At 37.2% G+C, this 21,843-nt stretch carries 18 protein-coding genes and 1 riboswitch; of the genes, 2 read left to right on the forward strand and 16 right to left on the reverse strand.

Features of this window, described 5'->3' with window-relative positions; genetic code table 11:
* Positions 1-88 precede the first annotated feature (88 nt).
* The 15 genes from A9Q68_RS03805 to A9Q68_RS03875 all read right to left on the reverse strand — a co-directional run bounded on the left by A9Q68_RS03805 (position 89) and on the right by A9Q68_RS03875 (position 18,844).
* Positions 89-967: a F0F1 ATP synthase subunit gamma gene (locus A9Q68_RS03805; RefSeq protein ID WP_071793357.1), complete on the reverse strand. Its 879-nt coding sequence runs from the start codon at positions 965-967 to the stop codon at positions 89-91.
* Between the two features lie 18 nt (positions 968-985).
* Complete coding sequence (gene atpA / locus A9Q68_RS03810; RefSeq protein WP_071793358.1) at positions 986-2,491, reverse strand: F0F1 ATP synthase subunit alpha; 1,506 nt, start codon at positions 2,489-2,491, stop codon at positions 986-988.
* A 15-nt stretch (positions 2,492-2,506) separates the two neighbouring features.
* Entirely contained in the window at positions 2,507-3,043 is a 537-nt protein-coding gene (locus A9Q68_RS03815; protein WP_071793359.1) for a F0F1 ATP synthase subunit delta, read from the reverse strand.
* Positions 3,043-3,537, reverse strand: coding sequence for a F0F1 ATP synthase subunit B (gene atpF, locus A9Q68_RS03820; protein ID WP_071793360.1), 495 nt, complete (start codon positions 3,535-3,537; stop codon positions 3,043-3,045). The genes A9Q68_RS03815 and atpF overlap by 1 nt, the downstream gene beginning before the upstream one ends.
* A gap of 14 nt (positions 3,538-3,551) precedes the next feature.
* On the reverse strand, positions 3,552-4,265 hold the full coding sequence (atpB, locus tag A9Q68_RS03825; protein WP_071793361.1) for a F0F1 ATP synthase subunit A: 714 nt from the start codon (positions 4,263-4,265) through the stop codon (positions 3,552-3,554).
* Between the two features lie 78 nt (positions 4,266-4,343).
* Positions 4,344-4,541, reverse strand: a complete 198-nt coding sequence (locus tag A9Q68_RS03830) for a F0F1 ATP synthase subunit C (protein ID WP_071793362.1) — start codon at positions 4,539-4,541, stop codon at positions 4,344-4,346.
* Positions 4,542-4,806: 265 nt separating this feature from the next.
* A complete protein-coding gene (locus tag A9Q68_RS03835; RefSeq protein WP_071793363.1) occupies positions 4,807-7,203 on the reverse strand; it encodes a glycogen/starch/alpha-glucan phosphorylase in 2,397 nt (798 codons plus the stop codon).
* A gap of 9 nt (positions 7,204-7,212) precedes the next feature.
* Positions 7,213-8,652 (reverse strand): glycogen synthase GlgA, encoded by a 1,440-nt coding sequence (glgA, locus tag A9Q68_RS03840; RefSeq protein ID WP_071793364.1) that lies wholly within the window; start codon positions 8,650-8,652, stop codon positions 7,213-7,215.
* Complete coding sequence (gene glgD / locus A9Q68_RS03845; protein ID WP_071793365.1) at positions 8,649-9,782, reverse strand: glucose-1-phosphate adenylyltransferase subunit GlgD; 1,134 nt, start codon at positions 9,780-9,782, stop codon at positions 8,649-8,651. Before glgD ends, glgA begins: the two co-directional genes overlap by 4 nt.
* Complete coding sequence (locus A9Q68_RS03850) at positions 9,772-10,911, reverse strand: glucose-1-phosphate adenylyltransferase (protein ID WP_071793366.1); 1,140 nt, start codon at positions 10,909-10,911, stop codon at positions 9,772-9,774. The genes glgD and A9Q68_RS03850 overlap by 11 nt, the downstream gene beginning before the upstream one ends.
* 59 nt (positions 10,912-10,970) lie before the next feature.
* Entirely contained in the window at positions 10,971-12,848 is a 1,878-nt protein-coding gene (glgB, locus tag A9Q68_RS03855) for a 1,4-alpha-glucan branching protein GlgB (RefSeq protein ID WP_071793367.1), read from the reverse strand.
* A 74-nt stretch (positions 12,849-12,922) separates the two neighbouring features.
* Complete coding sequence (pulA, locus tag A9Q68_RS03860) at positions 12,923-15,223, reverse strand: type I pullulanase (RefSeq protein ID WP_071793368.1); 2,301 nt, start codon at positions 15,221-15,223, stop codon at positions 12,923-12,925.
* Positions 15,223-16,254, reverse strand: a complete 1,032-nt coding sequence (locus A9Q68_RS03865; protein WP_071793369.1) for a diacylglycerol kinase family lipid kinase — start codon at positions 16,252-16,254, stop codon at positions 15,223-15,225. The genes pulA and A9Q68_RS03865 overlap by 1 nt, the downstream gene beginning before the upstream one ends.
* Before the next feature lie 14 nt (positions 16,255-16,268).
* Positions 16,269-18,227 (reverse strand): NAD-dependent DNA ligase LigA, encoded by a 1,959-nt coding sequence (ligA, locus tag A9Q68_RS03870; protein ID WP_071793370.1) that lies wholly within the window; start codon positions 18,225-18,227, stop codon positions 16,269-16,271.
* 107 nt (positions 18,228-18,334) lie between these two features.
* The gene (locus A9Q68_RS03875) at positions 18,335-18,844 is read right to left on the reverse strand and encodes a QueT transporter family protein (RefSeq protein ID WP_071793371.1); all 510 of its coding nucleotides are present in this window, start codon (positions 18,842-18,844) and stop codon (positions 18,335-18,337) included.
* Positions 18,842-18,953: riboswitch (PreQ1 riboswitch) on the reverse strand. It overlaps the preceding gene by 3 nt.
* 121 nt (positions 18,954-19,074) lie before the next feature.
* On the opposite strand from A9Q68_RS03875, the gene A9Q68_RS03880 reads away from it, so the two are divergent.
* Complete coding sequence (locus A9Q68_RS03880) at positions 19,075-19,653, forward strand: TMEM175 family protein (protein WP_071793372.1); 579 nt, start codon at positions 19,075-19,077, stop codon at positions 19,651-19,653.
* 179 nt (positions 19,654-19,832) lie between these two features.
* Here A9Q68_RS03880 and eno read toward each other — a convergent pair whose 3' ends face one another.
* The gene (gene eno, locus A9Q68_RS03885; RefSeq protein ID WP_071793373.1) at positions 19,833-21,140 is read right to left on the reverse strand and encodes a surface-displayed alpha-enolase; all 1,308 of its coding nucleotides are present in this window, start codon (positions 21,138-21,140) and stop codon (positions 19,833-19,835) included.
* 228 nt (positions 21,141-21,368) lie between these two features.
* Between eno and A9Q68_RS03890 the strand changes: the two genes are divergently transcribed.
* On the forward strand, positions 21,369-21,824 hold the full coding sequence (locus A9Q68_RS03890) for a YueI family protein (protein ID WP_071793374.1): 456 nt from the start codon (positions 21,369-21,371) through the stop codon (positions 21,822-21,824).
* Positions 21,825-21,843: the final 19 nt, after the last annotated feature.

A 21,843-nucleotide genomic window follows, 5' to 3' on the forward strand; every position in this document is an offset into this window, starting at 1 on the left:
GTAAACAAGTGACTCTTTGGAGCCAATGTTTATGTGTGTTTTTAAAAATGACATGCCTAAATAGTATAAGAATTGCCTTAAAAACTATTTATTCTAATGCATTTGCTCCTGCGACAATTTCCGTAATTTCTTGGGTAATTGCAGCTTGACGAGCGCGATTATATTGAATGGTTAAATCACTGATAACATTTTTGGCATTATCCGTTGCCGTTTGCATGGCGGTCATTCCCGCAGCGTGCTCGGCTGTTTTTGCATCAATAATAGCTCCGTAAATTAAACTTTCTGTAAACTGTGGGAGTAATTGATTTAAAATGGTATCACGATCAGGTTCTAGTTCAAATCCTAGTACCCCTTCATCAGTTGCTTCTTCAGCAACCAAATCAGAAATAGGAAGCATTTGTTGAACACGGACCTGACTTGTTAAGCTGTTGACATGGTGATTGTAACAAACATATAATTCATCAAAAATTTCATTTTGGTACATATCAACGGATTGTGAAATGATTTTAGCAACTTCCTCAAAAGTTGGTTGATCTGCCAACCCTCTTAATTCAAAAGCGACATTCATTCCTCTGGCTTTGAAAAAGTCTGTTCCGACACTACCAATTGAAATAATGGCATAATCACCGTCTTGGTGATATTCTTCAACCATTTCCATAATTGATTTCAAGATTTTTGAGTTATAGCCACCGACTAAACCTTTGTCAGATGTAATTACAATATAACCTGTTTTTTTAACGGGTCTTGAAACCAACATAGGATTACTTGAAGTTCCACCAGATAATTCGGCTTTCAAAAAGTCCGTTGTTATTTGACGAATTTTAGAGGCATAAATTTGAAAATCACGCGCAGCTTGTTCAGATTTAACAAGTTTTGCTGAAGAAACCATCCGCATGGCACTTGTAATTTTACTTGTTTTCTCAGTTGAAACAATTTTTGCTTTAATTTCACTTAGAGAGCCTGCCATACTGAAATCCCTCCCTTATTATTCAAAATGTGTTTGAGCCTTAAATGCTTTTATGGCATCATTTAATTCATTCTCATCAGGAAGGTCTTTTGTTGTACGTATTGTTTCAAAAAGGCCACTATGATGCATATCAAAGTAATCATACAAGGCTTCTTCGAAGGCAAGAATATCATTTACAGGAACATCATCCAAGAAACCATGAGTCAAAGCATAAAGAATAACGACTTGTTTTTCAACAGGAAGTGGTTTATGCAATGGTTGTTTCAAGATTTCAACAGTACGACGACCACGGTTTAATTTAGCCTGTGTTGCCGCATCTAAATCAGAACCAAACTGAGTAAAGGCTTCTAACTCACGGTATGACGCTAAATCCAGACGCAAGGTACCAGCTACTTTTTTCATAGCTTTAATTTGTGCTGAACCACCAACCCGAGATACCGAAGACCCCGCATCAATAGCCGGACGGATACCTGAGTTAAAGAGGTCTTCTTGTAAGAAAATTTGGCCATCTGTAATAGAGATAACATTGGTTGCAATATATGCTGAGATATCGCCTGCTTGTGTTTCAATAAATGGTAATGCTGTAATTGAACCACCACCTAATGCATCGGAAACCTTTGCTGAACGTTCTAACAAACGACTATGTAAGTAGAAAACATCCCCTGGATAAGCTTCACGACCTGGAGGACGACGTAATAGCAATGATAGCTCACGATAAGCAACGGCTTGTTTTGATAAATCATCATAAACGATTAAGACGTGTTTACCTTGATACATAAATTCTTCTGCCATTGCAACACCCGCATAAGGGGCAATGAATAGTAATGGAGAAGGTTGAGAAGCTGATGCTGTTACAACAATTGTGTAATCTAGAGCACCATATTTTCTCAAAGTTTCAACTTGCGTACGAACAGTTGATTCTTTTTGTCCAATTGCTACATAAATACAGATCATATCTTGACCTTTTTGGTTCAAGATAGCATCAATAGCAACTGCTGTTTTACCAGTTTGACGGTCACCGATAATCAACTCACGCTGACCACGACCAATTGGTACTAAAGCATCAATGGCTTTAAGACCAGTTTGAAGGGGTTCAGAAACGGATTTACGTTGCATAACACCTGGTGCAACAGCTTCTACTGGTCTAAAACCAGTTGTAGCAATGTCACCTAAACCATCGACAGGTTGGCCAAGTGGGTTTACAACACGTCCAATAAGAGCTTCACCTACTGGGACTTCCATGATTTTACCGGTACGTTTAACAAGGTCACCCTCACGAATGCTTGAAAAATCACCCAAGATGATAATACCAATATCGTTGGTTTCCAAGTTTTGGGCCATCCCAAAAGCACCATTTGAAAATTCAAGAAGTTCTCCACTCATGGCATTATCTAAGCCACGGGCACGAGCAATACCATCACCGATATAGGTAACGGTTCCAGTTTCTGTGACATCGAAATTTGGCTGGAAGTTCTCAATTTGCTTTTTAATTAAAGCGCTAATTTCTTGTGCATTAATTGCCAAAAGTCACACCACTTTCTATTTTAATTTCATTTTAAATTCACGTAATTGTTGACGAACGCTAGTATCAATAATTTTATTATTAACTTGAATAATAAAGCCACCAATAATATTTTCATCAATAACTTCGACTAATCGACTTGTTTTCATCCCTAATTTTTGGGCAACAAGGGACTGGATACGTGATTTCTGTTCCTCAGTAAGAGGAACTGCAGATATAACTTTTACATCATATTCATTTGTTACTTGCTCTATTTTTCGAACAGCTTCTTTCAAGATTTCGTATAAGAAAGCTTCACGCTGATTGACTAAAATAATTTCAAGTAAATTGTTAACATATACTGAACTAGTATTTTTCAGTAACCCAATTAATTGTGCTTTTTCAGCTTGCGAAACAGCTAAACTTGATAATGACTGATCAAGATCTGTTGTTTTAAAAATATCCAATAATGTTAAAAGTTCACTTTTAACAGATTCAAGGCTATCATGTTCAACAGCAACCTCAACAAGGCTTTTAGCATATTGTGCAACAAGCGCCTGTTCTTTTTTGGTCATTAGGCTTCTCCTAATTCATCAAGATAGGTATCAATAAGTTTGCTTTGTGCTTCCTTATCAAGTTTAGAACCCATAATCTTTTCTGCTAAAAGTACTGATAAATCAGACATTTCAGCTTTAACACTTGAAAGTGCATCTGATTTACTTTGTTGAATATCGGCTTCTGCTTGTAATTTTAAGCGTTTAGCTTCTTCAGAAGCTTCAGCAACAATTTGATCACCCTTAACTTGACCTAATTCTTTTGCATCAGTAATAATTTGACCTGCTTCTTGTTTAGCACCACTTAATTCAATTTCTCTCTTTTGGGCTAATTCTTCTGCTTCTTTTCGAGCAGTTTCAGCAGTATCAATATCATTTGCAATTTTATTAGCTCTTTCGTCAAGGATATTAGTAATAGCATCCCATGCGAATTTCTTTAGTAAAAGGTATAAAACAAGAATTGACCCTGTTACTAAGATAAAATTCCCAATAAGTTCACCTACTGTTAATTCCATTTAGGTCTCCTTTCTTATTCTTCTTCCTCATTTACTTTTTTACCAATATACATAGAAGATAATTTTGTGAAAACATATGCTTGGATACATGAAATGAATATTGAGAAAATTGTCCAAACAATATTTAATACTAATGTGACTGGGAACCAGGCAACATTTGATTCTAACATTTTCAAAATTAGTCCCATAACGATTTCACCGGCAAAAATATTACCGTATAAACGCAGAGCTAACGAGAGAACATTAGTCACTTCTTCCAACAGATTCATTGGTGCCATTATAGCTGGTGTAACAAAACGTTTTAGATAAGCTTTGACACCACGCTGACGGATACCTTCAACTTGGCAAATGATTGAAATCAAAAATGAAAGTGAAAGGTCAAAGCCAACATTGGCAGTTGGTGATGTCCATAAATTCATTCGATCTGGTGTTTCAATCTTAGTCATCAATCCCAAGTTATTGGCAACCATGACAAATAGAAAAAGACAGAAAAAGAAGAGCGAGTATTGCTTTCTGAACGGTTTTTCAACATGTTCATCAGTGACACTCGAAACAAAACTCAAAAGGAATTCCAATACAGTTTGTTTTCCCTTTGGTCGTAATGTCATATTACGACTAGTTGAATAAACAAACAAGAAAACAATTGCAATTACAATTATGCACATAGCAAGCAGGGTTAAATTAAAGGTTACTGGACCTAGTGTCAGCGTTGGAGTATGTTCTTCCAACCTTTTCCCTCCTTCCTTCATAACAGGCGAATTCGCCTTAACTAATCATTTTGACTAGTAGATTTTTGGCTTATGCTTTTATTTCAATACAAATGCCATTGCAAGTGTTACGAAGAAAGTACCCTCGATAAAGGCAATACCTAAGATTAACAATGAACGAAGTTGTCCAATGATTTCAGGTTGACGTGCTGCAGATTTAAATAATGATCCCAAAATATAACCTTCTGCTAGGGTAACACCAATACATGCGAAAACTAAAGCGAAAAACGGATTCATAACGAATTCTCCTTAAAAAATTTTTTACTTTGCTATTCTATTCCTTAAAATTAAGAATGTCAACTAATTTCTGAAAACTGTTTACGCTTTCTTAAACCTTTACTAACCTTTATCTAACAAGGTTTTTCAAGTTTGTGCATTCTTGAAAAATCGGATAGCTTAACAATTCTATTATACCAATAAAAAAGGAATATTACAAAGTTTGTGAAAAATAAGAGAGAGCAAGTCATCTTGCTCTCTCTATTGGTTAAAAGTTTCAAAATATTTAGCTTTCCAAGTTCCAAATTTCTTTGGCATATTCGCGAATGGTATCATCTGACGTGAATTTATCAGATGTCGCAATATTGATTAAACTCATCTGCATCCATTTTTGACGATTGCGATAGAGGTCATCAATTTTACCTTGCGCTTCAATATATGATTCTAAGTCTTCTAATAAGAAGTAATCATCATTATGGGTAATCAAAGCTTCATAAATTTCCATACCTTCACTTTGGCAATTTGGTATCGTACCATTAACAAAGCTATCGACAATTCGTCGAATCATTGGATTAGATTCATATAATCCGCGTGAGAAATAGTCATGTTTAGCATAATGATCGTAGACTTGATCCTTATCCATACCAAAAATGACAATATTATCATCACCGACTTCATCTTTGATTTCAATGTTAGCACCATCTAAGGTTGCCAAAGTAATGGCACCAGTCATCATGAATTTCATGTTTGAAGTACCAGAGGCCTCTTTAGAAGCAAGTGAAATCTGTTCTGACACATCAGCTGCAGGAATAATTAATTCTGCCAGACTAACATTGTAATTCTCAAGGAATATGACTTTGAGTTTACCTTTTAGGGTAGCATCCTTGTTTATCAGGTTGGCAAGTTCATTAATCACTTTAATGACTGACTTGGCAAAATGATATCCCGGCGCAGCTTTTGCCCCAAAAATGAAAACCCGCGGTACAACATCTAAGTCAGGATTTTCTTTTAAATCAAGGTAACGTTTGATAATATGAAGAACATTTAACAATTGCCGTTTATAAGCGTGTAGTCGTTTAACTTGAACATCAAAAATGGCATCTGTGGAAACTTCTTGATTAGTGGTTTGATAGATGTATTTTGCTAAGCGCTCTTTAGCCACTTGTTTGACTTGATAGAAATCTTCAAGAACTTGGTCATCACCGACAAAATCTTGTAACTTACGTAGTTCATGGATATCCTTGCGCCAACCTGCTCCAATAACTTGATCAATGGTTTTTGATAATTCAGGTGCTGCAATTTGAGTCCAGCGTCTTTGAACAATACCATTGGTCTTATTATTGAATTTTTCCGGGTAAAGATAGTAAAAATCTTTAAGCGTATCTTCTTTTAAGAGTTCTGTATGGAGTTTAGCAACCCCATTGACTGAATGACCTCCGATAATGGCTAAGTGAGCCATATGAATCATATTATCTTTAACGATACGGGTATTTTCAATGATTTCAGGAGCTACACCTTTTTGAGCCAGTTCTGCCACAAAACGGTTATCAATCTCTAGAATGATTTGGTAGACACGTGGTAATACTGTTTTGAAAAGCTCAGCATCCCATTTTTCCAAGGCTTCAGATAAAATCGTATGATTGGTATAAGACATGGTTTTAATGGTTGCTTGCCAAGCATCTAGCCATTCTAAATTATAGTCATCAATCAAGAGCCGCATAAATTCAGCGGGTGCTACTGCCGGATGCGTATCATTAATATGGACAGAAACTTTTTTATAGATTTCTTCCAACGGTAAACCTTGTTTCAAATAGGACTTGATAATGGTTTGTAGTCCAGCACTGGTCATGAAGTACTCTTGAATTAATCTGAGTCGTTTGCCCTCATAACTACTATCATCCGGATAAAGGACAGCCGTAATATCTTGAATAGCACGTCTTGACTCGATTGTTGGATAATCTAATTCATTTTCTTGGGGAATTTCCACATCCCAAAGGCGAAGATTATTGATAACTTCATTTTCAAAGCCAATCTGAGGGACATCGTAAGGCACTGCCTTAAGAATTTGTGCTCCTTCATAAACAGGGACTAATTTGCCTTCTGCATTTGATTTTAAATAGACATTACCATATAACTTAACATCAACAATGTCATGGTCTTTACGGACTTCCCAGACATTACCGGTTGATCCGAACCAGGAATCAGGTAATTCTACCTGGTAGCCATCAACGATGCGCTGCTTAAATAAACCATATTGGTAGCGTAAGCCATTACCAAAACCTGGGTAACCGGTCGTCGCTAGCGAGTCCATAAAGGCCGCAGCAAGACGACCAAGGCCACCATTTCCCAAAGCCATATCATGCTCAGCAGACTTAACTGCATCAAAATCCACACCTAATTCCGCAAAAGCTTCTTTGGCTGTATCTAAGATACCTAAATTTAAGAGGTTGGTTTCAAGCATTCGACCTGGCAAAAATTCGATTGAAAAATAGTAAGCAACCTTGGCTTTTTCTTCGGTTAATGCTTTATTTCGATTAATCCAAGTGTTAGTGTAATATTTTCTAATCAATTTAGCTAAGGCAACAAAGAGTTCGGTGTCTGTTGCTGCAGGCACTTTGATTAGTTGTTCTTCGTGTAAAGTATCCTTAAAATCACGAATAAATTGTTCTTTTGTGACTTTCATTTTTGCCTCTCAATAATGATTCATCAGATGCTCATAAAGAGTCAGGTAAGCTAAACTTGCTGTGTCCCAAGAAAAATCTCGAGTCATCGCATTTTTTTGAAGCATTTGCCAGTCGCTTTGATTATGATAGTAAATATCCAAGGCTGACAAAATGGTTTGTGTCATCCAGTAACCTGAAAAATGATTAAAGGTAAAGCCAGTCCCTGTTTTTTCAAAGGTATTGTATGCTTGTACAGTATCTTTAAGACCGCCTATTTCATGAACAATTGGCAAAGTACCATAACGCATTGCCATCATTTGCGATAAGCCACATGGTTCGAAAGCACTTGGCATTAAGAAAAGATCACCGGCTCCATAAATCATCTGAGCCAATCCTAGGTCGAATGTAATATTTGCTGATAACTTTTCAGGATATTGTTGGGCAAACCATGAGAAGGCTTCTTCATATTGTTGGTAGCCTGTTCCTAGAACAACCATTTGAATATCTAATTGCATCAAGTTTTCAAGTTCTGATACAACCAAATCAAAGCCTTTCTGATCTGTCAATCGGGAAACAATACCAATTAAAGGAACATCTTCCTTAACAGGTAAGCCTAATCTTTCTTGCAAGGCTCTTTTGTTAATCGCTTTCCCTTCTAAATCATCAACAGAAAATGGATGAGGTAGGAAAGGATCATTTTCAGGGTTGAACAAATCAGTATCAATCCCATTGACCACACCACTTAATTTTCCAGCTTCCATCCGCATCACATGATCTAAACCTTTACCAAATGCAGGGGTTTGAATCTCATGAGCATAGGACGGTGAAACGGTTGTCACTTTGTCAGAATACAAAACGGCCGCTTTCATCCAGTTTAAACAATTATTCCAACGCAATGTGCCATCTTCGTATCGTTCACTTCCCACACCGAAGAGGTCTCCTAACATATCTGGGGCAAACTGACCTTGGAATTCAATATTATGAATAGTAAAGATTGTTTTAATATTGCGATAAGCATTTACCCAAGCATATTTTTCCCTTACTAGATAAGGAATCATAGCTGTATGATAATCATGAACATGAAGGACATCAGGAATAAAATCAATTTTTTCCATAGCTTCAAGAGCTGCTAATTGGAAAAATGCAAAACGCTCACCATCATCCCAATCACCATAAACATGACCTCTAAAGAAATAATCTCTGTTATCAATAAAGTAAAAACTAACTTGATCTTTGACAATCTTTTTGATACCTACATATTGACGTCTCCATCCTACTTGCGTGTAAAAATATAAAACATTTTCAACTTGATCACCAAACTTGTGATCAATCATATCGTAATAAGGCAGAATGACAGCAACTTGATTGCCGTGTTTAACAAGAGATTTAGGCAGTGCCCCAATGACATCACCTAAGCCTCCTGTCTTTGCAAAAGGTGCTCCCTCTGCTGCGACAAATAATATTTTCATTTAATCATATCCTCTACTACATGACTACCTTTAGGAACAACAATCGGATCTTCTTTTGTTCCTCGGATAACAACACCTGGAGCAACTTTAACTGATTTATCAACAATTGCATATTCAACAACTGCTCCCTCACCAATAGTTACTTTTGGTGAGACAATAGAATGGCTAATTTTTGAATCAAGCTCTAAATGACAGTTACGTGAAATAATGGAATGATTCACAGTTCCTTTTACGACACTACCAGAGGCGAATTGTGAATTATTAACTTCTGACTCCTCAGCAAAGTAAGTAGCTTCCTCATTTTTTACGCGTGTGTATACTTTTTGGTTAGAGTAAAGTAATGAATAGAATTTAAGCGGATCTAACATATCCATATTAGCATCATAATAAGATTTAATAGAATGGATATTAGCCATATAACCAGTATATTCAAAGGCCAAGGCACCTTCATTAACTGTTAAATCACGAAGCAAGAAACGCAATTTTTGAGGATGTTCTTTTTGAGCTTCGATTTCCATCTTAGAAATCAGCCAGTCTGTATTGACAATGTAAATACCAGCAGACATTTTTTCAATGCCTTCTTTTTCACTAACATGACTCCGTCCAACAACAGTGTCTGACTCATCAATTTCTAAAATATCATTCTCTGGAGAAATAGATTCAACTGGTGTCTTTTTATAGACTACAGTAATGTTTCGTTTATTAGCATTGTGTAGGTGAATGACCTGGTCAAGTTCAATATTACATAAAATATCACAACTCATATAGATGGTTTGGTCTGAGCCAGACCGTCTGAGGTATGTTAGAATTTGCTCGTAATAGTCAGCATCAGTCTCTTTGGAATTTTCTTTCGTATCATAAAAGCCAAGGAAATAATGACTTAAAAGAGAGTTGAGTCCCCATTCACGTCCACTACGAACATGGTCAAAGACTGAACGAATATTTTCAGCACGGAAAATACCATAAATGCTTTTAACACCTGCATTAGCAAGATTTGAAAGGTGAAAGTCAATGAGACGGTATTTACCGTCAAATGGTAAATTGGCTAGTGGACGTTTATCTGTAAGACCACCCATTTCTGGAAAACCAATTGCACTCCCTAAAATTGCTGAATATTTATCACTCTTCATTTGAAACCCCCACTACTTCCTTATAACCAATTACTTGAATTTCATCTGTACCATCAATGACAACATCATTTCCAATAACAGCACCTTCACCAATAATAGCACGATTAATTTTGGCACGTTCACCAATAATGGCACCTGACATGATAAATGAATCTTTAACTTCTGCACCTTGTTTCATGTGGACGTTAGCTGAAAGAATAGAATGTTCAACTTTACCAGTCACAAAACAACCATCAACAATAAGGGAATCTTTGACTTCTGAATGCTCAGAAATAAAGTTTGGTGGTGCAATATGGTTTTTAGAATAAATTTTCCAAGAACGATTACGACTATCGAGAGCGTTGTTTTCAGCAATATACTCCATGTTTGCTTCCCAAAGTGATTCAATCGTACCAACGTCTTTCCAATAGCCTTGGAAGTTGTATGTATAGACACGCTCACCAGCTTCTAGGTAAGCAGGGATGACATTTGACCCAAAGTCTGACATATCAATATTGTTTTTCTCAGCATCAATCAACATACTTCTTAGTCTTTGCCAATTGAAGATGTAAATACCCATTGATGCTTTAGTTGATTTTGGATTTTTTGGTTTTTCTTCAAATTCAACGATGCGATCATTTGTATCAGTATTCATAATACCAAAACGACTAGCTTCTTTTAAAGGAACATCCAAGACAGCTACTGTTAAACTAGCTAGATTATCTTTATGGGTTTGAAGCATTTCATCATAGTCCATTTTATAAATATGGTCACCTGATAAGATGAGAACATATTCTGGATTGATGCTATCAATGTAATCAATATTTTGATAAATAGCATGACTGGTTCCTTGGAACCAACGATTACCTTCTGTAGCCGAGTAAGGTTGCAGAATTGTTGCGCCCCTGTCAATTCCTTCTAATCCCCAAGAAGAACCATTTCCAATATGATTGTTTAAAGCAAGAGGCTCATACTGCGTAATAACTCCCACATTATCAATACCTGAATTGGCACAATTTGAGAGAGCAAAATCGATAATCCGATATCTTCCTCCAAATTGAACTGCTGGTTTGGCAATTGTTTGCGTTAATTTCCCCAAACGCGTACCTTGACCACCAGCAAGAATGAGTGCTAACATTTCATTTTTCATAAACTTTCCTTTCTTGGCCATAATGACCAAAACTAACTAAATCATAACTACCATGCTACTTATTTTTTTCTTCTTTTTACTTTCCAGATACTTGCTCCTAAAGCAGGTAAGGTAAAAGTAAGGGTATTTTGATAGTCTTTCCAGACTTCTTTTTGACTCTCAGTAATTGGATTATGTTCTTTCCAAACACCTCCAAAACTCTCCATTTCAGTGTTCCAAATTTCTTGATAGATACCAGCCTGAGGTACCCCAATCGTAAAGTTTTGTCTCTCAACCGGTGTCATGTTAAAGACACAAAGTAAGAGATCACCTTTATGATTTTTACGGGTAAAGGTCAAGACAGTTTCCAAAGAATTATCAGCATCAATAATTTCAATGCCATCATAATTATGATCATTTTGCCATAACATGTTATGGTCCTGATAAAAGGCATTCAGTTCCGAAGTAAAGGATTGCATCTTCTGATTGTAGCTATCTTCAAGATTCTCCCATACCAATTGGTCATCGAATTTCCATTCCAAGAATTGACCAAACTCTGAGCCCATAAAAAGTAACTTTTTACCAGGATGACAGATTTGATAGGTTAAGAGGGTTCTTAAACCAGCAAATTGATTGTAGCGATCCCCCCACATTTTATGCATTAAACTCTTCTTACCATGCACTACTTCATCATGTGAGAATGGAAGAATAAAGTTTTCGTTGAAACAGTACATAAAACTAAAGGTTAAGAGGTTAAAATGGAACTTGCGATCATAAGGATCCATCTCGTAAAATTTCAAAATATCATTCATCCAACCCATATTCCACTTGTAGTCAAAACCTAGACCACCTTTGGAAATTGGTTTGGTAATTGGAATATCAGAGCTTGCTTCTTCAGCAATCATCATCACATCTGGGTGATCTTTTTTAATCACTTGATTGAGTTTCTGCAAGAAAGCAAAGGCCTCTAAATTATGGTTGCCACCTAGATGATTAGGTTTCCAAGGTCCTTGATCGTAATCAAGGTAAAGCATATTACTAACTGCGTCAACTCTAATACCATCAATATGAAAGGCTTCAATCCAGTACATGGCACTTGAAATTAAATATGACTGTACTTGATTTTTTCCCAAATCAAAGTTAAGTGCCCCCCAACCAAAATTGCGAGCCCTATCTGGGTCTTGATATTCATAAGTTGGTGTCCCATCATAATAGGCTAAAGCATCATCATTTTGAGTGTAATGACCAGGTACCCAGTCCACCAAAACGCCAATGTTATTAAGATGACATTCTTCAACAAAATCTCGAAAATCTTCGGGACTACCATAAGTCGTTTCGAACCCAAAATAAGCCATTAATTGATAGCCCCAGCTCATTCCTAGAGGATGAGACATCAAGGGCATAAACTCAACATGGGTATAGTTCATTTGTTTCAAATATGGAATCAAATGTTCCTTTAGTTCATTAAATTGATATGGCCTTCCATCATCATCTTTTTTCCAAGAATTGGCATGCATTTCGTAGATTGAAACAGGTCGCTCTTTAAATCCAAAGCGTTTCCGCCTTGCCATCCATAAAGCATCCTTCCATTTCTTATCCGCTAGTGGCTGGACGATAGCGCCAGTTCCAGGTCTATTCTCAAAACGTATAGCAACCGGGTCTAACTTCTCAATTTCTTGTCCACCTTGACGTCTAATGAGGTATTTATAGATTTGACCAATTTGAGGTAAATCTGTAAAAATCTCCCAAACACCAGCTTCATTTCTCTCCATGGCAAGTTTATTATGAGACCAATCTGTGAAATCTCCAATTAAAAAAACTGCCTCTGCATTTGGTGCCCAAACTCTAAATACAAACCCCTTATGACCATCCATTACCGTTTCATGTACACCAAAATAATCTTGAATGCGGTAATTTTCTCCTAGACCAAATGTATATAAAGCTAATTCCTTATCCATCACTTCCCCTTCTCTAATTTTCTAAATAATAAGTTAGAAATTTAATAAAACAAAAAGTAACCTGAAATTTCAGGTTACTTTGTGATATCAAGGATCAATGCTGCCAACTGATCAATGTTTTCTTTCTCAATTTGAAAGCACTTATCATTTGTTACAATTATAGCACTTTGAGGGTCTATTTGCAAACGTTTACTGAAACAAGTGAAAATAATTTGGTATTTCCGCAAATCATCTACAGTATAGCTAATATAGCCCGTATCTTTTTGGGCAGATTCAATATAAACATGTTTGCGAATGTCTTCAAATGTTTCGTAGGAAAAATAATTTGTTTTCGTCTTTAAAGCAATCAACTGACGGACAAAATCTACTGTTTCTGCTTCTTTGGTAGCTAAATTCCAATCAACCTGGTTTACAGAATCAGGTGCATTATAGGAATTCATAGCTCTTTCCAAGTCTTCTTGAGTGTATGTCCCATTTTCACCACTAGCTACCCGCTTTGTTCGTAAAAATTCCTGCCCAATTTGCATGAAAGAAAGACCTTGAGTCAAAATATTCATAGCTGTTGCTAATTGAACACGTTTCCTATGAACTTCTATTGAATCATTAGGATTCAAAGCCCAAAATAAGTCATTAAGATTGTAATTATCATGAGCTTCTACATAATTAACTACTTGATCAGGACTCAAATAAGGGACAATCTCATCACTACCTAAAAAAGCTTTGGCGACAATATCTTCACTTCCAGCGCCTGAAGCAAAGCCACTTTCAAGACTTCCATAGACTTCCGCACCTTTAATAGCATTCCGTTGGTCATCATTAAAGAAGCCAATCCTTGGCATTTTTGAAGCGTTGGCTTTCTTGGCTTTATCTTCAGGCATCAAACCTGTGCCCATATCCCAGCCCTCACCATAAATCAAAATTCTTGGATCAATCGCATCAAGTTCCTTACGAATTTGATTCATCGTTTCAACATCATGTAAGCCCATTAAATCAAAGCGGAAACCATCGATATTATAGTCATTAACCCAATAAAGTAGTGAATCAATCATATATTTGCGGAACATTTCTTTTTCACTAGCTGTTTCGTTGCCACAGCCAGAGCCGTCTTGGAAGGAACCATCCGAATTCATTCGATAATAATAGTCTGGAACACTCAATTGGAAGGACGAATCACGTGATGAATACGTATGATTGTAAACCACATCCATAATGACATTAATACCGGCATCATGGTATGCTTGGATTACTTTTTTTAATTCATGTATTCTCCGAGTTGGATTATGGGGATTGGAGCTAAAACTAGCTTCGGGAACATTGTAATTCTCCGGGTCATAGCCCCAATTATAAGCATAATCACCGTCCTCAGTAAAGGTTTGATGATGGTCAAAAAGGGGTTGTAATTGAATATGTGTCACACCTAGCTTTTTGACATAATCAAATCCAGTTGCATCTCCGTAAGCATTTTTGGTCCCAGACTCAATTAATCCTAGATATTTTCCACGATTTTCTGGAGCCACACCTGACGATTCTGACATGGAAAAATCACGAACATGCATTTCATATATAAGAGCTTGATTGGGATTATCCAATCGCCAGGTCGCTTCTTTTCTTTGCTTAACTTGGAAGTCACTAGGCCTTAAGTCCTGATCAGCAATGACGATAGAGCGCTTCCCTTTAGCAGTCGTCGCAATAGTATAGGGATCGCGCGTATCCCGGAAAGTCCGCTTTCGATAGTGAACCCGATAATGATAAGCTTGAAAATTGAAATCACCTTCCAAAGCAATTTCCCAAAGACCATGAGTATTTTTACTATGGTCATGCTCATTAACTTGCTTACCTCTAGTCATTGGGTAAACTGCTGTAACACTGGCATTTTCATCCGTTGAAGAAAATAAGATCAAATCAACCGATAAAGCAGTCGGTGCCCACAGACGAAAAGTGGTTTCTTCTTTTTGATAGGAATAGCCAAGCCATCCAGAAAATCCCCACTTTTTATCAAAGGCCTTACTATTAACAGCCATATCAAAAGCATGCGCTTTACGGTTTTTGTAGAAATGACTACTGGTTGCGGCCTGACGAGAATAATAGACGGTATCATCTCCATCCACTAGCCAGACTTCTGTCTTTGGAAGACCAAAAGCTCGCTCAATGCGGAAATCTTTTGTCTTATACTGCCATTGCTGTTTTTTAATAATCACATAAGCATGACTAAGGAAATAAGGAGCCTCATATTCTAGATTGGCAACAATGCCAAAACTATCAAAGCGATCAAAACTAGCTTCCTTACCTAATTTTCCATCCCGCCATTGCCACAAACTAAAGTCAAAATAATTACCCTGTTTTGAATGAAAGTGCACTGTTACTGCATTTTTCATCAGTCTGGAATTCCTCCATTCTTTTCTTCCAAATCTTCTACCTCATGGGCGAATTTTTGAGCAATTTCTTCAATTTCTGGTTCATCGTCATCCATACTGTAAGCATCATCTGAAATTAAATCAGTATTAGCAAAGAAAGTAATATGGTTTTTAAGATTTTCAATTACAATTGGAGCATCTCCACCATACTCACCGTCCAAGTTAATCATCATTTTACTTGAAGATTTTGGTTCAATTTCAATTCTGCTTGTTTTGATGTATTCAATTCGACGGTCATTAACATGTTTACCACCGTCTAGAACAAGTCTTAACAGGTGAACAATTTCAAAAAGGTTAGCTGTTTTAACCAAAATTAGGGTAAACATACCGTCATCCAATTTGGCATCTGGAGCAATCATTTCGAAGCCACCAACTGAATTGGTGATTGCCGCGAAAATCATGGATACTTTACCTTCAAATACACCTTCGTCGTGGGTAATTTTTACCGGTACGTTTTTAACACGTGGCAATAACTCAACCCCTTTAGCTAGATAAGCTAAATAGCCGAACATGGTTTTCAACTGACTTGGGACACTATAAGTTAATTCGGTCAGAGAACCCGCAGCTGCTATATTGATAAAGTAAGCATCTTCACGCGCCTTACCAATGTCCATATTAATGGTTTGATTTTTCCCAATTAATTGAGCTGCCTTAATAGGATTGCCACGAGGGATTTTCAAGGCTCTGGCAAAATCATTAGTAGTTCCCGTTGGAATAATAGCCATTTTAGGACGCTTCTTCAAAGGTGCAATTCCTGAAACGACTTCGTTGATAGTTCCATCACCACCAGCTGCAATAATCAAATCAACCCCAGTTTCAGCGACTCTTCTAGCTTCATTATGGGCTGATTTTGGTTCAGCTGTCGTCTGAAAAGCTGACGTTTCATAACCATAGCCTTCCAAAATATCCAAGACATCAGCGACATTTTTTTTCATGATTTCCTGACCCGATGTGGGATTGTAAATCAATCTCGCTCTTTTCACTTTTTTCATTCCTTACCTCATCATTACAAATCAAGCAACCATTGCTCGTCTTCAACACGGACTCCCAACTGCCTTGCCTTATCCAATTTTGAACCAGCATCTGAGCCAGCAATCACCAAATCTGTTTTCTTAGAAACACTAGAGGTCACTTTTGCACCTAGAGTCTCCAATTTCGCCTTAGCCTCATTACGACCAAGTGTCTCAAGCTTACCAGTCAAAACAACTGTCATACCATATAAGGCAGCTGACTGATCAACTTTTTGACCAAGATAAGTCAAATTCACACCCTGTGCCTTCAACTCTGACAATAAGATACTAGCTTCTGGCTTAGCAAAATACTGGGCCAATGAATTGGCAATCACATGACCCAACCCATCAATAGTCGCAATCTCTTCTTCATCAGCACCTGCTAAAGCCTCAATATCACCAAATCTTTCTAAAAGAAGTCGTGAAGCTTTTGCCCCAACGTGGCGAATACCTAGTCCAAAGAGTAACTTATCTGCCGAATTTTCTTTGGAAATAGCAATGGCATTCAGCAATTTCTCAGCTGATTTTTCTTTGACACCTTCTAAAGACAAGAGATCCTCAAGACTAAGTCGGTAAATAGCAGCAACGTCCTTAATCAAGTTAGCCGCAAAAAGTTTCTCGACAACAGCTGGCCCTAAGCCTGCAATGTTCATAGCATTACGACTAGCAAAGTGTTCTAAGCTACGTTGGATTAAGCTTGGACAAAGTGGATTGATACAACGCAAAGCCACTTCTTCTTCCAAATGCGTCAGTGGACTTTGACAAGAAGGACAAAGACATGGAATTTCCATTGGAACTTGGTCTTTTCGTTTATCAGTGACAACACGTAGAACAGCCGGAATAATGTCCCCAGCTTTATAAACGATGACCGTATCACCGACACGTATATCCTTTTGAGCGATATAATCAACATTATGGAGGGTTGCACGACTGACAGTTGTTCCAGCCAATTGAACAGGTGTTAGATTAGCTGTTGGTGTGACAACGCCTGTCCGACCAATAGTCCAGTCAACAGAAAGAATTTCAGCTTCCTTTTCTTCTGCTGGAAACTTATAAGCAATGGCCCAACGAGGTGCTTTTATAGTAAAACCAAGTTCCTCTTGCATGGCCAGGTCAGCAACTTTAATAACAATACCATCAATATCATAAGCTAACTGATCTCGTTCAGCTTCAATTTCTTGAATAAAATCCCAAATCTCATCCATTGACGATGATAACAAACGTCGTTGGTTTACCGCAAACCCTAGGTCAGCAAGTTTATCAAGCACTCCTACTTGGCTGGCTTCTTGACTAGGGCTAGCTTCTTGGTAAAGAAAACTTGCAAGATTACGTTTAGCTACAATAGATGTATCTAATTGACGTAAGGTACCCGCAGCTGCATTACGCGGATTAGCAAATTCCGTCTCACCATTTTCTTGTCTTTCTTGGTTGATGGCCATAAAAGATTGACGTGACATATAAGCTTCGCCACGAACTGTAATATCAATAGCTTGCTTCAGCTTGTGAGGAATGTCTTTTATTTTCTTGATGTTTTCAGTAATATTTTCACCAACAATACCGTCTCCTCGTGTTGCCCCTGTTACCAGTTGCCCTGCTTCATAGCTTAAAGAAATGGATAAACCATCAATCTTTAATTCAGCAACATATTGAGCTTGAGGAAATTCCGCCTTTACACGACGGTCAAACGCCAATAATTCATCATGCGAGAAGGCATCTTGCAAACTATAAAGGGGATAGGGATGTTGGTGTTTTTCAAAACCAGACAAAATAAGCCCGCCAACACCTTGTGTCGGGCTATCTTTTTGAATTAATTCTGGATAAGCTTTTTCTAAGTCTAAGAGCTCATGATACAATTTATCATACTCTTGATCAGATACTGAGGGTGCATCATTGGTATAATATTCTTGTCGGTACTGATTTAAGAGCTTAGTTAGCTCGATTATTCTTTTTTCCATACTTTTATTTTATCACATTTCCTTCAAATTGCATGTTTAGGTCTTTTACTTTGCACGAAAAAAACCTTCAAATCGTAATTCGAAGATTTAAGACAATTTTTATGATATTAAAGACTTAAATCCATACTTTTTGACAGCTTATCTATTATAATTGAACCGATAAGTAAAGAAGTAAATTCTCCAACTCCTGTAGTGAACCATGTCATTAATAATGGTAATTTTGCTACAAAGAATAATTCAATAGCAACTGTAATCATTGATGCCGCAAAAAAGAGCGAAAAGTAAAAGAAGGCTTTATTGATTTGACCATTAAACACATATTCATTTTTATATTTGCTAAATAGATAAACACCTAGACTAACAAAGATAAGGGTTGAAGCTCCGCCAACAAAGACATCAATGATTCCGAAACTATAAAAGTTTGCGATCATACAACCGATGGTCACGGCAGTAATGTATTTCTTGTTATAAAAAGCAAGAAAGTTTAACATCTCAGATACTCTAAACTGGTACATTCCATAAGAGATAGCATTAAGGGGAGGTGTAATAGTTAGGACCACATAAAGAGCAGCCACTAAAGCAATGTGAACATAGTCACGGACAGTATAAGATTTCATATTTTCTCCTTTGACGCTCAAGTCATCTCATCTTCGAGCGTTTGTAATATGCTTGGCGAAAGGGAACTAAGCACCAAGGGTTGCATGGCAACTTTAATATTGTAGCACAATTAGCATGAGAAAAAAAGGACTTTCGCTTCAAAAAAAGCAAGTAACTAGGCTGACTAGACAGGTTATGGTAAAATAAATCAAAAAGAAAAGTCCCTAACGATTTTGGGCAGAAGGAAAAAATGAAAAGTTCACGATTAGAAGCCTTTAGTGATGGTGTCTTAGCCATTATTATCACCATCATGATTTTGGAACTCAAAGTACCTGAATCCTATCAACTGGCAAGTTTACTTGCAGTTCTACCAAAGCTTTTAGCCTATCTCTTAAGCTATGCCTATGTAGCTATCTATTGGAACAACCACCACCATTTATTATCAAGCATAACTAAAACCAACGCCAAAGTCCTATGGGGAAATATGATGTGGCTCTTCTTTATGTCCCTAATCCCATTCTCAACAGCTTGGCTCAGCCATTTTTATAAAGAACAATTACCAGCCATGGTTTATGGGATTGTCTTTCTTTTAACAGCCTTTGCCTACATTTACCTGCAAAAGCAAGTTGTTAATATCAGTGATGCCAAAGAAGAATTACAAGAAGTAATTGGAAAAGATAAAAAAGGTAAAATATCAGCCATCTTTTACACCATTTCCATTATCCTCAGCTTCGTCTCCTCTTACTTATCAATCGCCTGTTTCATCATCGTAGCTATTATGTGGTTCGTCCCTGATAAACGCTTCTCAAAAGTCCTAAACGGCAACTAAAACTAGATATAAGAAAAAAGCTTGGGATTTTCCCAAGGTTTTTTGGTTAAAGTTACTAAAGATATTAGGTTTCTGTCTTACCACTAAAAGAAAAGACTTGGATAACATCCAAGTCTTCTTCAATAACTTTACTTCGCTAATAGATATTAGCTCAGGATAATTTAGTCTACTAGACTAAATTATTTTTTCAAGTTATAGAATGATTTGATTCCTTTGTATTGTGCTACTTCACCAAGTTGATCTTCGATACGAAGTAATTGGTTGTATTTAGCAATACGGTCTGTACGTGATAATGAACCAGTTTTGATTTGTCCAGCGTTTGTTGCAACTGCGATGTCAGCGATTGTTGAATCTTCAGTTTCACCTGAACGGTGTGATACAACTGCAGTGTATCCAGCTTCTTTAGCCATTTCAATAGCTTCGAAAGTTTCAGTTAATGTACCGATTTGGTTAACTTTGATAAGGATTGAGTTAGCAGCTTCTTCTTTGATACCACGTGCTAAGTAATCAGTGTTTGTAACGAAGAAGTCGTCACCAACTAATTGTACACGGCCACCAAGACGTTCTGTAAGAGCTTTCCAGCCATCCCAGTCATTTTCATCCATACCATCTTCGATAGTGATGATTGGGTATTTGTTAACTAATTCTTCAAGGTAGTCAATTTGTTCAGCTGAAGTACGAACTGCTCCGCCTTCACCTTCAAATTTAGAATAGTCATAAACGCCACGTTCTTTATCGTAGAATTCTGATGAAGCACAGTCAAAACCAATCATGATTCCGTTTTCGCCAGCTTCATAACCAGCAGCTTCGATAGCTTTAAGGATAGTTTCTACACCATCTTCAGTTCCATCAAATTTAGGAGCGAAACCACCTTCGTCACCAACAGCTGTTTCAAGACCACGTTCTTTAAGGATTTTCTTAAGAGCATGGAATACTTCAGCACCCCAACGAAGAGCTTCTTTGAAAGTTGCTGCACCAACTGGCATGATCATGAACTCTTGGAATGCGATTGGAGCATCAGAGTGAGATCCACCATTGATGATGTTCATCATAGGAGTTGGAAGAACTTTAGTATTGAATCCGCCTAAATAGTTGTAAAGAGGCACTTCTAAGTAGTCAGCAGCTGCACGCGCAACGGCAATTGAAACACCAAGAATAGCGTTAGCACCAAGTTTACCTTTGTTTGGAGTACCGTCAAGAGCGATCATCGCACGGTCAATAGCTTGTTGATCACGAACATCATAACCGATGATAGCTTCAGCGATAATGTTATTTACGTTATCAACCGCTTTTTCAGTTCCAAGACCGTTGTAGCGAGATTTGTCACCATCACGAAGTTCAACTGCTTCGTGTTCACCAGTTGAAGCACCTGAAGGAACCATTCCACGTCCGAATGCACCTGATTCAGTATAAACTTCTACTTCAAGTGTTGGGTTACCGCGTGAGTCTAGGACTTCGCGAGCGTAAACATCAGTAATAATTGACATTATAATACTCTCCTTATGAGTTTTAATTTTTTACAAGTTAATAATACCACAAATGACAGGTGGTTTCAACTTAAAAAGCGCATTAATGAAAAAAATCACTAACTTACAAAAGATATTTTCAATTTTTTCTGAAATTTACAGAAATCAACTGAATACGGCTTTTAATAGCTTTTTAATTAAAAAATAAGTATAATGAAATTATGTTTAAACTAGCTTAAGGAGGCTCATATGGACTCACTAGATCAGAAGGTTATAAAAAGTGCGACGGGTGAATACCGTTTTGATCCCGATCAACAGCGCTACTATCTTGGAACATTTTCAGAACGTGTCTTACTAACTATTCCTTTAGAAGGAATTGAAAATGATATTGCCAAATTAGAATTTGAACGCTTATTGCCAAGTCTGGTTGAACAATATGAACCACTTTCTTTGAAACTGTCCTCTGAATTGGATTCTCAATATCAAATGAGTTATATGAAGATGGCTAGCAAGAAGAATATCCCCACTACAATTGTCGATGAGACGGGGGCTCACTCACCATTTGCATTAGTTCTACATACGGATCACGCCGTCAATTTGAACGAAACGTCCATTTCATCGTCACTTAACCAGCAGAGCCATTCGACAAAAGATAAGAAAGATAAACCATCCTTCTGGCAGAATCTTTTTGGTAAGCAAAATTAAGAATTAAAACGAAAGAAGC

The organism is Streptococcus bovimastitidis (assembly GCF_001885095.1).
GTDB classification, from domain to species: Bacteria; Bacillota; Bacilli; order Lactobacillales; family Streptococcaceae; genus Streptococcus; species Streptococcus bovimastitidis.